Raw genomic sequence first — 11,740 nt, 5'->3', positions numbered from 1 at the left:
TCCGCCATGGACGTCATTCGCGCCGATCGTGTACTCACCGTGGTGCGGGCGCCGGAGATTCCCGATCCGGTCGCGCTCGCCGAGGCGCTCGCCGGATCCGGAATCCGCGCCGTGGAACTGACTTTCACCACCCCGGGCATGCTGGACTGCCTGCGCAAGGCCGCCGAGGCCGGACGTGGGGTCATGGGCGCGGGCACCGTGCTCACCGGTGAGCAGGCCGCCGCCGCCATCGACAGCGGCGCGCGATTCCTGGTGACGCCCGGGCTGTGCGCGGAGGTGGCCGAGGTGGCGACGCGGCGCGGAATCCCGGTTGTCATGGGCGCTTTGACGCCCACCGAGGTCATGCGGGCCATGGATCTGGGCGCGGCGGCGGTGAAGATCTTCCCCGCCCGCACCTTCGGCCCCGGCTATTTCAAGGACCTGCGCGGGCCCTTTCCCGAAGCGCAATTGATCCCCTCCGGCGGGGTCAATGCGGGCAATGCCGCCGACTTCCTGGCACAGGGCGCGGTAGCGGTCACCGCCGGAACCGATGTGGTCGCACCCGCCGATGTCGCGGCCGGGCGCTGGGCCGACATCGCCACGCGGGCGGCATCGTTCGTTCGCTCTTTGAACTGAGAGGTACACCATGGGCGCCACAGTCGACTGGCTGCGCACCACCACCCCCGGACTGCTGGTGCTCTGCGGTCTGTCCATCGCGGTCCTGCTCTTCGCGATCATCCGGATCAAGCTGGAACCGTTCATCGCCCTGCTGCTCACCAGCCTGGGCCTGGCCCTCGCGGCGGGCCTGCCGGTCTCGAAGATCGTCGGCACGCCGATGAAATCCGGTGACTCCCTGCTGGAGACGGGCTTCGGCGGCATTCTCGGGCATATCGCCGTCATCATCGGGCTGGGCACGGTGCTCGGCGCGATCCTGGAACGCTCCGGCGGCGCGGACGTGCTGACCGACCGGCTGCTGCGGGCCTTCGGGGAGAAGGGCGCGCCCGTCGCCATGGGTCTGCTCGGCCTCATCTTCGGCATCCCGCTGTTCTTCGATATCGGGATCTTCGTGCTCGCGCCGCTGGTCTATGTGGCCGCCAAGCGCGGCGGCGGGTCGCTGGTGCGCTATGCCATGCCCATGGTCGCGGGTTTGTCCATGACGCATGCGTTCCTGCCGCCGCATCCGGGTCCGGTATCGCTGGGCGGTCTGCTCGGCGTCAGCCTCGGCTGGCTGATTCTCATGGGATTCGTCTGCGGCATACCCGGATTCATCGCCGCCGGCATCGTCTGGGGCAGCTGGATCGGCAATCGCGTCAAGGTCGAGGTGCCCGCGGAGTTCCTGGTGGCCGAACCGGCCGGTGACGGCCCCGGCACCACCACGGCCACGGCGGTGCGCCCGCCGCCGTCGGTGGCGCTCATCGGCGGCATTATCGGCATCCCGCTGGTCCTGGTTCTCGGCGCGACCTTCGGCAGCCAACTGCTGCAGGCGAATTCGCAGCCTCTGGAGGTGCTCACCTTCTTGGGTACGCCCGCCGTGGCCCTGCTCATCGCCGTGCTGACCGCCTTCTACGTGCTGGGTCTGCGGCGCGGGCAGACCGTGCAGGAACTGAGCACCCTCACCGCTGAATCGCTGCGCCCGGTGGGCATGCTGCTGCTGGTGGTCGGTGCGGGCGCGTTCTTCGGAAAGGTCATCTCCGCCACCGGAATCGGCACGGCCCTGGCCCAAACCATGTCCGCCGCAGGGCTTCCGGTGATCGTGCTGGCCTACATCATCAGCTGTGGCCTGCGCATCGCCCAGGGCTCGGCCACCGTGGCCATCGTCACCACCGGTGGCATCGTCGCGCCGCTGGTGGTCGGCCACGACTACTCGCAGATGGCGCTGGCGCTGATCGCCATGTCCATTGCCGCGGGCTCGATTGTGCTGAGCCACGTCAATGACGGCGGTTTCTGGATCATCTCCAAGTTCTTCAATCTGACGGTCAAGCAGACGCTGCAGACCTGGACGGTGCTCGAAACGGTGCTGTCGGTGGTGAGCTTCGCGGTGGCGGCGGTGCTGTTCGCTTTTGTGGCCTGACCTGCGACGACCGGGGACGGTAGACCGCTGTGGCCGCGGTCTGCCGGACCCCGCTGTGAATGAGCTTGCACAATCGTGCATAATCATCACATGGCGGATACCTCTAGTGGACCCACGCTGCGGGTCGCGGTCGCTGGTGCGAGCGGGTACGCGGGCGGCGAAGTCCTGCGACTGCTGCTCGGACACCCAGCCTATCGAAGCGGGCGTCTCGAGTTGGGGGCGCTGACCGCCGGATCCAATGCGGGCAGCCTGCTCGGGGCGTTGCAACCGCATCTGCTGCCGCTGGCCGATCGGGTCCTCGGCCCGACCACCGTGGAGGAGCTGGCCGGGCACGACATCGTGTTCCTGGGCCTGCCGCACGGGCAGTCCGCGGCCATTGCCCAGGCGCTGCCGGAATCGACCGTCATCATCGACTGCGGTGCCGATTTCCGGCTCACCGACGGTGCGGCCTGGGAGAGGTACTACGGCACCCCGTATGCGGGCAGCTGGCCGTACGGTCTGCCGGAACTGCCGGGTGCGCGGGAGCAATTGCGCGGCGCGACCCGGATCGCGGTGCCGGGCTGCTACCCGACGGTGTCGAGTCTCGCGCTGGCCCCGGCCATTGCCGCGGGCATTATCGAGCCGAATGTGAATGTTGTTGCCGTGAGCGGCACTTCGGGCGCGGGCCGCAAACTCGATGTGGGCCTGCTGGGTTCGGAGGTCATGGGCTCGCTGCGTGCCTACAGCATCGCGGGCGCGCACCGGCACACTCCCGAGATCGCCCAGAACCTGAAGGCCGCCGCAGGCGGTATCGACGTCGCCGTGTCCTTCACCCCGGTGCTGGCTCCGCTGCCGCGCGGCATTCTCGCCACCTGCACCGCTCCGACGCGCGTGGATGCCGCCGCGGCCCGCGCCGTCTACGAAAAAGCGTATGCCGATGAGCCCTTCGTGCACCTGCTGCCCGAAGGCGTACTGCCGCAGACCGGTTCGGTCCTGGGATCCAATGCCGTCACCCTGCAGGTGGCCGTGGACGAGGCCGCCGGACTGCTGGTGGTGATCGGCGCCATCGACAATCTGGCCAAGGGCACCGCGGGCGCGGCTGTCCAATCCCTGAATCTGGCTCTCGGATTCGACGAGACCGCAGGACTTTCCACCGTAGGAGTGGCACCGTGACTTCAACCTCTGTCGGCAAGCTGGTCCGGACCCAGGGCGTCACCGCACCGCTGGGGTTCCGCGCGGCCGGTATCACGGCGGGCATCAAGGTCAGTGGAAAGCCCGATCTGGCACTGGTATTCAGTGAGGGACCGGAGTATTCGGCGGCCGGCGTCTTCACCCGCAACAAGGTGAAGGCCGCACCGGTGCTGTGGTCGCAGCAGGTGCTCACGACCGGCCGGCTGCGCGCGGTCATCCTGAATTCCGGTGGGGCCAATGCCTGTACGGGTCCCGGCGGCTTCCAGGACACGCACGCCACCGCCGAGGAGCTCGCGAAGGCGCTGAGCAACTGGGGCACCGAGACCGGGGCGGGCGAGATCGCGGTCTGCTCGACGGGTCTGATCGGCGACCGGCTGCCCATGGACAAGCTGCTGCCCGCCGTCACCGAGATCGTGCGCGAAATGGGTGGCGGGCTCTCGGGCGGCGCGGAGGCCGCACGGGCCATCATGACCACCGATACCGTGCCGAAGGAGGTGGCGTTCCACCATCAGGACAAGTGGAACGTCGGCGGTATGGGCAAGGGCGCGGGCATGCTCGCACCGTCGCTGGCGACCATGCTCATCGTGCTGACCACCGATGCGGTCGCCACGCCCGCCCAGTTGGACGCGGCGCTGCGCAAGGCGACCGCCCTGACCTTCGACCGGCTCGATGTCGACGGCTCCTGCTCCACCAATGACACTGTGCTGCTGCTCGCCAATGGCGCGAGCGGTGTCGCGCCCAGCCAGGACGACCTCGATGCCGCTGTGTTCGCGGTCTGCGACGATCTGGCCGAGCAGCTCATGGCCGATGCCGAAGGTGTGACCAAGCGGGTGCACATCACCGTGCGCGGCGCGATCAGCGAGGACGAGGCGCTCATCGGCGCCCGTGCCCTCGCCCGCGACAGCCTGGTCAAGACGGCGTTCTTCGGCTCCGACCCCAACTGGGGCCGCGTGCTGGCGAGCATCGGCATCGCACCGATCGAGCTGGAGGCGGACAAGATTTCGGTGTCCTTCAACGGATATCCGGTGTGCGTCAATGGCATGGGCGCCCCCGGCGCACGCGATGTGGATCTGTCCGGCGCCGATATCCAGGTGCTGGTCGACCTCGGACTCGGCGACGGTGAGGCCACCATCCGCACCACCGATCTCTCGCACGGATACGTCGAAGAGAATTCGGCCTACAGCTCATGAGTTCGGTGCGCGAACAGCTTTCGGCGCTGGACAAGGCGCATGTGCTCGCCGATGCGCTGCCGTGGCTGCAGAAGTTCCGCGACAAGGTGGTGGTCGTCAAATACGGCGGCAATGCCATGATCGACGAGGACCTCAAGCGGGCCTTCGCCGCCGATATGGCTTTCCTGCGCACCGTGGGCGTGCATCCGGTGGTGGTGCACGGCGGCGGCCCGCAGATCAGCGCCATGCTGAAAAAGCTTGGCCTGCAAGGTGAGTTCCGCGGTGGTTTCCGCGTCACCACGCCCGAGGTCATGGATGTGGTGCGCATGGTGCTCTTCGGTCAGGTGGGCCGCGAGCTCGTCGGGCTGATCAATGCGCACGGGCCCTACGCGGTCGGCATCTCCGGTGAGGACGCGCGACTGTTCACCGCCACCCGGCGCACCGTCGAGGTGGACGGCGCGCCCACCGATATCGGCCTGGTCGGCGACGTCACCGAGGTGAATCCCGATGCGGTGCTGGATCTCATTGCGGCGGGCCGCATTCCGGTGGTCTCGACCATCGCCCCCGATGCGGACGGTGTGGTGCACAACATCAATGCCGATACCGCCGCGGCCGCGCTGGCGCAGGGCATCGGCGCGGAAAAACTGGTCATTCTCACCGATGTGGAAGGCCTGTACACCGATTGGCCGGACCGGTCCTCGCTGACCACCCGCATCGATACCGATGCGCTGGCCGAGTTGCTGCCCAGCCTCGATGCGGGCATGGTGCCGAAGATGGAAGCCTGCCTGCGTGCCGTCGAAGGCGGTGTCCCGACCGCGCACGTCATCGACGGGCGGGTGCCGCATTCGGTACTGCTGGAGCTGTTCACCGGGGAGGGCATCGGCACCATGGTGACCCCCGCGGGCGTTGCGAGTTCGAACGGAGTGAAGTCATGAGCACAGCCGATATTCAGCAGCGGTGGACTTCCGCGCTGATGAACAACTACGGCACCCCGAAGATCGCGCTGGTGCGCGGTGCGGGCGCGGTCGTCTACGACGCCGACGGCAAGCGCTACCTCGACTTCCTCGGCGGCATCGCGGTCAACAGCCTCGGGCACGCGCATCCGGCGATTCTGGAGGCGGTCACCAATCAGCTCGGCACGCTCGGCCATGTGTCGAATCTGTATGCCAGCGAACCGGTCATCGAACTCGCGGAACGGCTGCTCGCGCACTTCGGCGACGGGGACGGCAAGGCGTTCTTCTGCAACTCCGGCACCGAGGCCAATGAGGCCGCGTTCAAGATGGCGCGACTGACCGGCAAGACCAAGATCGTCGCGTGTGAGGAAGCGTTCCACGGGCGGACCATGGGCGCGCTGGCGCTGACCGGGCAGGCGGCCAAGCGCACGCCGTTCGAGCCGATGCCCGCCGGTGTTGTGCACGTGCCCTACGGCGACGCACTCGCGCTGGCGGCTGCGGTCGACTCTGATACCGCCGCGGTGTTTCTCGAACCCATCATGGGGGAGAGCGGCGTGGTCATTCCGCCGGCCGATTATCTAGCCAAGGCGCGCGCCATCACCAAACAGCAAGGCGCACTGCTGATCCTGGACGAGGTGCAGACCGGTATCGGCCGCACCGGTGCGTTCTACGCGCACCAGGCGGCGGGCATCGTGCCGGATGTGATCACCCTGGCCAAGGGGCTGGGCGGCGGCCTGCCCATCGGCGCGGTACTGGCGCAGGGGCCGGCGGCCGAACTGCTGCAGCCCGGTATGCACGGCACCACCTTCGGCGGCAATCCGGTCTGTGCCGCAGCGGCTTTGGCGGTGCTGCGGACCATCGACGAGGAGGGTCTGCTCGCACACGTGGAGAAGGTCGGCAAGATTCTGGTCGACGGGATCGACGATCTCGACCACCCGCTCATCGATCATGTGCGCGGTGCGGGTCTGCTCATCGGCATCCAGCTCACCGCCGACGCCTCGGCTCAGGTGGAGGCGGCGGCGCGGGAGACGGGCTACCTCATCAATCCCGCCAAGCCCAATGTGATCCGGCTGGCGCCGCCGCTGGTGCTCACCGAAACCCAGGCCGACAATTTCCTGTCCGACCTCCCCGGCATTCTCGACGCCGCGCAGGCCCAGGTGGAGAAGGAGAACCAGAAGTGACCATTCGCCATTTCCTGCGCGACGATGATGTGAGCCCGGCCGAACAGGCCGAAATCCTCGCCATCGCAGCGGAACTGAAGAAGGCCCCGCTCTCCCGGCGTCCGCTCGACGGTCCGCGCGGTGTCGCGGTCATGTTCGAGAAGAACTCCACCCGCACCCGCTTCTCCTTCGAAATGGGCATTGCCCAGCTCGGCGGGCACGCCGTGGTCGTGGACGGGCGTGATACCCAGCTCGGTCGCGAGGAGACGCTCGCCGATACCGGCCGGGTGCTCTCGCGGTATGTCGACGCGATCGTCTGGCGGACCTTCGAGCAGACCCGGCTCGACGAAATGGCGGGCGCCGCAACCGTTCCCGTCGTGAACGCGCTCTCCAACGAGTTCCATCCCTGCCAGATCCTGGCCGATCTGCAGACGCTGCAGGAGCGCAAGGGCAATCTCGCCGGGCGCAAGCTCACCTATCTCGGCGACGGTGCGAACAATATGGCGCACTCGCTGCTGCTCGGCGGCGTGACCGCGGGTTTGAACGTAACCATCGCCGCCCCCGCGGGTTTCGAGCCGCTGCCGTGGATTGTCGAGCTCGCCCAGAAGCGTGCCGCCGAAACCGGCGCCACCATCACCTTCACCGCGGATCCGATCGCGGCCGCCGAAGGCGCCGACGCGCTGGTCACCGATACCTGGATGTCCATGGGCCAGGAGAACGACGGCCTCGACCGCGTCGCCCCCTTCCGCCCCTTCCAGGTGAACGCGGCCCTGCTGGCCCATGCCGCCCCCGATGTGACTGTGCTGCACTGTCTTCCGGCGCACCGCGGCGAGGAGATCACCGACGAGGTCCTCGACGGCCCGCACAGCGCGGTGTGGGACGAAGCCGAAAATCGCCTACACGCCCAGAAGGCCCTGCTGGTCTGGCTGCTCGCCAAACAGGGCGGTGCCCGGTGAGCGGTGAGCGACGCTCGGCCGCAACGGCTCCCGTGCGCTCAGGTGCGGCAATCGCCCGCACCCGAGCCGGCCGCCAGGCCCGCATAGTCGCCATCCTCTCCCAGCACGAGGTTCGCAGCCAATCCGAACTGGCCGCCCTCCTCTCCGGTGAAGGCATCGACACCACCCAGGCCACCCTCTCCCGCGACCTGGACGAACTCGGCGCGGTGAAACTCCGCGCAGCCGACGGCGGCGCAGGCGTCTACGTGGTCCCCGAGGACGGCAGCCCCGTCCGCGGCGTAACCGGCGGCACCGAACGCCTCTCCAAACTCCTCGGCGACCTCCTGGTCTCCACCGACTCCAGCGGCAATATCGCCGTCCTTCGCACCCCACCCGGCGCCGCCCACTTCCTGGCCAGCGCCCTCGACCGCGCCGCCCTGCCTGAGATCGTCGGCACCATCGCCGGCGACGACACCATCGCCGTCATAGCCCGCGAACCCACCACCGGCGCCGAACTGGCCACCAAAATCGAACTCCTCGCCTGACCCATCATGGCTCTGGCCAGGTCTTTTCTGTTCGAGGGCCCCCGGTTATGAATGGGATTGCATCATCGTGCATAATCATTTGCAGGACGCCGGGGGAACCGACCTACACGTACTAATCGAGGAGCACACGGACTATGACCAAGCGCGTCGTACTCGCCTACTCCGGCGGGCTGGACACCTCAGTCGCGATCAGCTGGATCGCCAAGGAGACCGGGGCCGAGGTGGTCGCGGTCGCGATCGACCTGGGCCAGGGCGGCGAGGACATGAACGATGTGCGCCAGCGCGCGCTCGACTGCGGCGCGGTCGAATCCATCGTGGTGGACGCGCGCGACGAGTTCGCCAATGAGTACTGCCTGCCGACCATCCAGGCGAACGCCATGTACATGGGCCGCTACCCGCTGGTCTCGGCCATCTCCCGGCCGCTGATCGTCAAGCACCTGGTCGAGGCCGCCGAGTACCACGGCGCCGATACCGTGTCGCACGGTTGCACCGGTAAGGGCAACGATCAGGTCCGCTTCGAGGTCGGCATCGGCGCGCTCGCGCCCGAGCTCAAGGTCATCGCCCCGGTTCGCGACTACGCCTGGACCCGCGAGAAGGCCATCGAGTTCGCCGGCGAGAACAACCTGCCGATCAATGTCTCCAAGAAGTCGCCGTTCTCCGTCGATCAGAACCTGTGGGGCCGCGCGGTGGAAACCGGCTTCCTCGAGGATCTCTGGAACGCCCCGACCAAGGACGTCTACGACTACACCGTCGACCCGACCGTCAACTTCGAGGCGCCGGACGAGCTCATCGTCACCTTCGACAAGGGTGTTCCGGTCGCCATCGACGGCCGCCCGGTCTCCATGCTCGAGGCCATCACCGAGCTGAACCAGCGCGCCGGACGCCAGGGCGTCGGCCGTCTGGACATGGTCGAGGACCGTCTCGTCGGCATCAAGAGCCGCGAGATCTACGAGGCGCCGGGCGCCATCGCCCTCATCACCGCGCACCAGGAGATGGAAGCGGTCACCGTCGAGCGCGAGCTCGGCCGCTACAAGCGTCAGGTCGAGCAGCGCTGGGGCGAGCTGGTGTACGACGGCCTGTGGTACTCCCCGCTCAAGCGCGCGCTGGACGCCTTCGTACAGGACACCCAGCAGCATGTCTCCGGTGAGGTTCGCATGGTCCTGCACGGCGGCAGCGTGATCGTGAACGGCCGTCGCTCGGACGAGTCGCTCTACGACTTCAACCTGGCCACCTACGATGCCGGCGACACCTTCGACCAGTCGCTGGCCAAGGGCTTCGTGCAGATCCACGGCCTGTCCTCCAAGGTTGCGGCGCGTCGGGATCTCAGCAAGAAGTAGTAGCCTGCGACCGGGTATCCACCGGCCTGAGGAGGCGTCCATGCGAACCGATGACGACAGCTGGGACATCACGGAGAGTGTGGGCGCCACCGCCATCGGTGTCGCCGCCATGCGGGCCAACGAGACCCGTCGAGAGGATGCGGTCTTCCGCGATCCGTACGCGGCGAAGCTGGTGGCCGCGGTCGGTTCGGACGGCTGGAACTCGATCATCGATGCCGCGCTCACCGGCGGTGGCGAGACCGGCGGCACCTATACCAACGGTGTGATGGGCAATTTCCTGATCGCCCGGACGCTGTATTTCGACGATTACTTCACCGCGGCGATCACCGCGGGCGTCCGGCAGTTCGTCATTCTTGCCTCCGGCCTGGATGCGCGCGCGTACCGGATGCAATGGCCTTCCGGCAGTACAGTTTTCGAACTGGATCAGCCGAAGGTGCTGGAATTCAAGGCGACAGCGCTCGCCGATGATGTGCCCGAGGTGGATCGCCGCGAGGTGCCGATCGATCTGCGGCAGGATTGGCCGAAAGCCTTGCTCGACAAGGGTTTCGATCCCGATCAGCCGACCGCCTGGCTCGCCGAGGGCCTGCTGCGCTACCTCCCCGGGGATGCGCAGGACCGGCTGCTGGAGAATGTGGCCGCGCTCAGCGCGCCGGGCAGCCGGATGGCGCTGAATATCGGCACCGGTTCCCGCGCACTGTCGAAGGATATGCGCGAACGTCGCCGGGAAGCCTTGGCCAAGGCCGGGATTCGCATGGATCTCGAACAGCTCTGGTATCCGTGGGAGGGCCGCACCGATCCGCGCAGCTGGTTCGCCATGCAGCAGTGGCTGGTGCGCGAGGGTGATCCGGTCGCCCTGCTGCAGGACCACGGCCGCGCCGTCCCGGAGTCGGCACGGCCCGATATGAGTACACACATCCTGATGACCGCGATACGACCGCGAGGAGACGACACGCTATGACCCAGGGCGGCAGCACCAATGAGGGCGCGCTGTGGGGCGGACGATTCGCGTCCGGCCCGGCCGCGGCAATGGCCGCGCTGAGCAAGTCGACCCACTTCGACTGGGTGCTGGCGCCGTACGACGTCCGTGCGTCCAAAGCCCATGCGCGCGTGCTGCACAAGGCCGGACTGCTGTCCGAGCGTGATCTGGCCGCCATGCTGACCGGACTCGATCAGCTGGCCGCCGATGTGGCCTCGGGCGCCTACGTCCCCGCCGAGTCCGATGAGGATGTGCACGGCGCCCTGGAGCGCGGCCTGATCGAGCGGGTCGGCACCGAACTCGGCGGCCGCCTGCGCGCGGGCCGCTCTCGTAATGACCAGGTGGCCACGCTCTTCCGCATGTGGCTGCGCGATGCCGTGCGCCGGGTCGCCGCGGGCGTCCTCGAGGTGGTCGACGCCCTGGTCGCCCAGGCCGCCGCACATCCGGATGCCGTCATGCCGGGCAAGACGCATCTGCAGGCCGCGCAGCCGGTCCTGCTCGCGCATCACCTGCTGGCACACGCGCATCCGCTGCTGCGCGATATCGATCGCCTGCGCGACTTCGACAAGCGCGCCGCCATCTCCCCGTACGGTTCCGGCGCGCTCGCCGGTTCCTCGCTGGGCCTGGATCCGGAGGCGATCGCCGCCGACCTGGATTTCGATGCGGCAGCGGCCAATTCGATCGATGCCACCTCCTCGCGTGATTTCGCCGCCGAGGCCGCCTTCGTGCTGGCCATGACCGCCGTCGACCTCTCCCGCATGGCGGAGGAGGTGATCATCTGGAGCACACCGGAATTCGGCTACATCACCCTGGCCGACGCCTGGTCCACCGGCTCCTCGATCATGCCGCAGAAGAAGAACCCGGACGTCTCCGAGCTCACCCGCGGAAAGGCCGGCCGCCTCATCGGCAACCTCACCGGCCTGCTCGCCACGCTGAAGGCCCAACCCCTCGCCTACAACCGTGACCTGCAGGAAGACAAGGAACCGCTGTTCGATTCGGTGGCTCAGCTGGAGCTGCTGCTGCCCGCCATCGCCGGTCTGGTCTCCACCCTGACCTTCCATACCGACCGCATGGCCGAGCTGGCCCCCGCCGGTTTCACCCTCGCCACCGATATCGCCGAATGGCTTGTCCGCCAGGGTGTCCCGTTCCGCGTCGCCCATGAGGCCGCGGGCGGCTGCGTCCGCGCCGCCGAAGCCCGCGGCGTCGGCCTCGCCGATCTCACCGACGAGGAATTCGCCGCCGTCGACCCGAACCTCACCCCTCGGGTCCGCGATGTCCTCACCGTCGAAGGTTCCATCGCCTCCCGCAATGCCCGCGGCGGCACCGCCGGCGTCCAGGTGGCCAAGCAGCTCGAGGAAGTCCGCAGCACCGCCGCCGACCACCGCACCTGGCTGCGCTGAACCCGGCGAAAACCCGTAGCCGTCGCCGGATGCGAGGGCTACGGT

General features: G+C 68.0%; 11 protein-coding genes. All 11 read left to right on the top strand.

Going from position 1 to position 11,740, the window contains the following annotated elements; genetic code table 11:
- Window positions 1–6 precede the first annotated feature (6 nt).
- Window positions 7–615, top strand: coding sequence for a bifunctional 4-hydroxy-2-oxoglutarate aldolase/2-dehydro-3-deoxy-phosphogluconate aldolase (locus OG326_RS31585; RefSeq protein WP_327146634.1), 609 nt, complete (start codon window positions 7–9; stop codon window positions 613–615).
- Window positions 616–625: 10 nt separating this feature from the next.
- Window positions 626–2,050, top strand: a complete 1,425-nt coding sequence (locus tag OG326_RS31580) for a GntP family permease (RefSeq protein ID WP_327140782.1) — start codon at window positions 626–628, stop codon at window positions 2,048–2,050.
- A gap of 90 nt (window positions 2,051–2,140) precedes the next feature.
- The gene (argC, locus tag OG326_RS31575) at window positions 2,141–3,202 is read left to right on the top strand and encodes an N-acetyl-gamma-glutamyl-phosphate reductase (RefSeq protein WP_327140781.1); all 1,062 of its coding nucleotides are present in this window, start codon (window positions 2,141–2,143) and stop codon (window positions 3,200–3,202) included.
- On the top strand, window positions 3,199–4,410 hold the full coding sequence (gene argJ, locus OG326_RS31570; RefSeq protein WP_327140780.1) for a bifunctional glutamate N-acetyltransferase/amino-acid acetyltransferase ArgJ: 1,212 nt from the start codon (window positions 3,199–3,201) through the stop codon (window positions 4,408–4,410). Before argC ends, argJ begins: the two co-directional genes overlap by 4 nt.
- The gene (gene argB / locus OG326_RS31565) at window positions 4,407–5,324 is read left to right on the top strand and encodes an acetylglutamate kinase (RefSeq protein WP_327140779.1); all 918 of its coding nucleotides are present in this window, start codon (window positions 4,407–4,409) and stop codon (window positions 5,322–5,324) included. Before argJ ends, argB begins: the two co-directional genes overlap by 4 nt.
- On the top strand, window positions 5,321–6,523 hold the full coding sequence (locus OG326_RS31560; protein ID WP_327140778.1) for an acetylornithine transaminase: 1,203 nt from the start codon (window positions 5,321–5,323) through the stop codon (window positions 6,521–6,523). Before argB ends, OG326_RS31560 begins: the two co-directional genes overlap by 4 nt.
- Complete coding sequence (argF, locus tag OG326_RS31555; RefSeq protein WP_327140777.1) at window positions 6,520–7,458, top strand: ornithine carbamoyltransferase; 939 nt, start codon at window positions 6,520–6,522, stop codon at window positions 7,456–7,458. Before OG326_RS31560 ends, argF begins: the two co-directional genes overlap by 4 nt.
- Window positions 7,455–7,982, top strand: a complete 528-nt coding sequence (locus OG326_RS31550; RefSeq protein ID WP_355128412.1) for an arginine repressor — start codon at window positions 7,455–7,457, stop codon at window positions 7,980–7,982. The genes argF and OG326_RS31550 overlap by 4 nt, the downstream gene beginning before the upstream one ends.
- Before the next feature lie 134 nt (window positions 7,983–8,116).
- The gene (locus OG326_RS31545) at window positions 8,117–9,319 is read left to right on the top strand and encodes an argininosuccinate synthase (protein WP_327140776.1); all 1,203 of its coding nucleotides are present in this window, start codon (window positions 8,117–8,119) and stop codon (window positions 9,317–9,319) included.
- Between the two features lie 40 nt (window positions 9,320–9,359).
- The gene (locus tag OG326_RS31540) at window positions 9,360–10,277 is read left to right on the top strand and encodes an SAM-dependent methyltransferase (protein WP_327140775.1); all 918 of its coding nucleotides are present in this window, start codon (window positions 9,360–9,362) and stop codon (window positions 10,275–10,277) included.
- A complete protein-coding gene (gene argH / locus OG326_RS31535) occupies window positions 10,274–11,695 on the top strand; it encodes an argininosuccinate lyase (protein WP_327140774.1) in 1,422 nt (473 codons plus the stop codon). Before OG326_RS31540 ends, argH begins: the two co-directional genes overlap by 4 nt.
- Window positions 11,696–11,740: the final 45 nt, after the last annotated feature.

The sequence above is a fragment of the Nocardia sp. NBC_01327 genome, from assembly GCF_035958815.1.
Classification (GTDB): domain Bacteria; phylum Actinomycetota; class Actinomycetes; order Mycobacteriales; family Mycobacteriaceae; genus Nocardia.
This window is presented reverse-complemented; position numbering and strand designations above follow the sequence as displayed.

Bases quoted from the DNA above. Each gene is read 5' to 3' on its own strand.
- OG326_RS31585 (WP_327146634.1), top strand. From the start codon at position 7: ATGGACGTCATTCGCGCCGATCGTGTACTCACCGTGGTGCGGGCGCCG.
- OG326_RS31580 (WP_327140782.1), top strand. From the start codon at position 626: ATGGGCGCCACAGTCGACTGGCTGCGCACCACCACCCCCGGACTGCTG.
- argC (WP_327140781.1), top strand. From the start codon at position 2,141: ATGGCGGATACCTCTAGTGGACCCACGCTGCGGGTCGCGGTCGCTGGT.
- argB (WP_327140779.1), top strand. From the start codon at position 4,407: ATGAGTTCGGTGCGCGAACAGCTTTCGGCGCTGGACAAGGCGCATGTG.
- OG326_RS31560 (WP_327140778.1), top strand. From the start codon at position 5,321: ATGAGCACAGCCGATATTCAGCAGCGGTGGACTTCCGCGCTGATGAAC.
- OG326_RS31545 (WP_327140776.1), top strand. From the start codon at position 8,117: ATGACCAAGCGCGTCGTACTCGCCTACTCCGGCGGGCTGGACACCTCA.
- OG326_RS31540 (WP_327140775.1), top strand. From the start codon at position 9,360: ATGCGAACCGATGACGACAGCTGGGACATCACGGAGAGTGTGGGCGCC.
- argH (WP_327140774.1), top strand. From the start codon at position 10,274: ATGACCCAGGGCGGCAGCACCAATGAGGGCGCGCTGTGGGGCGGACGA.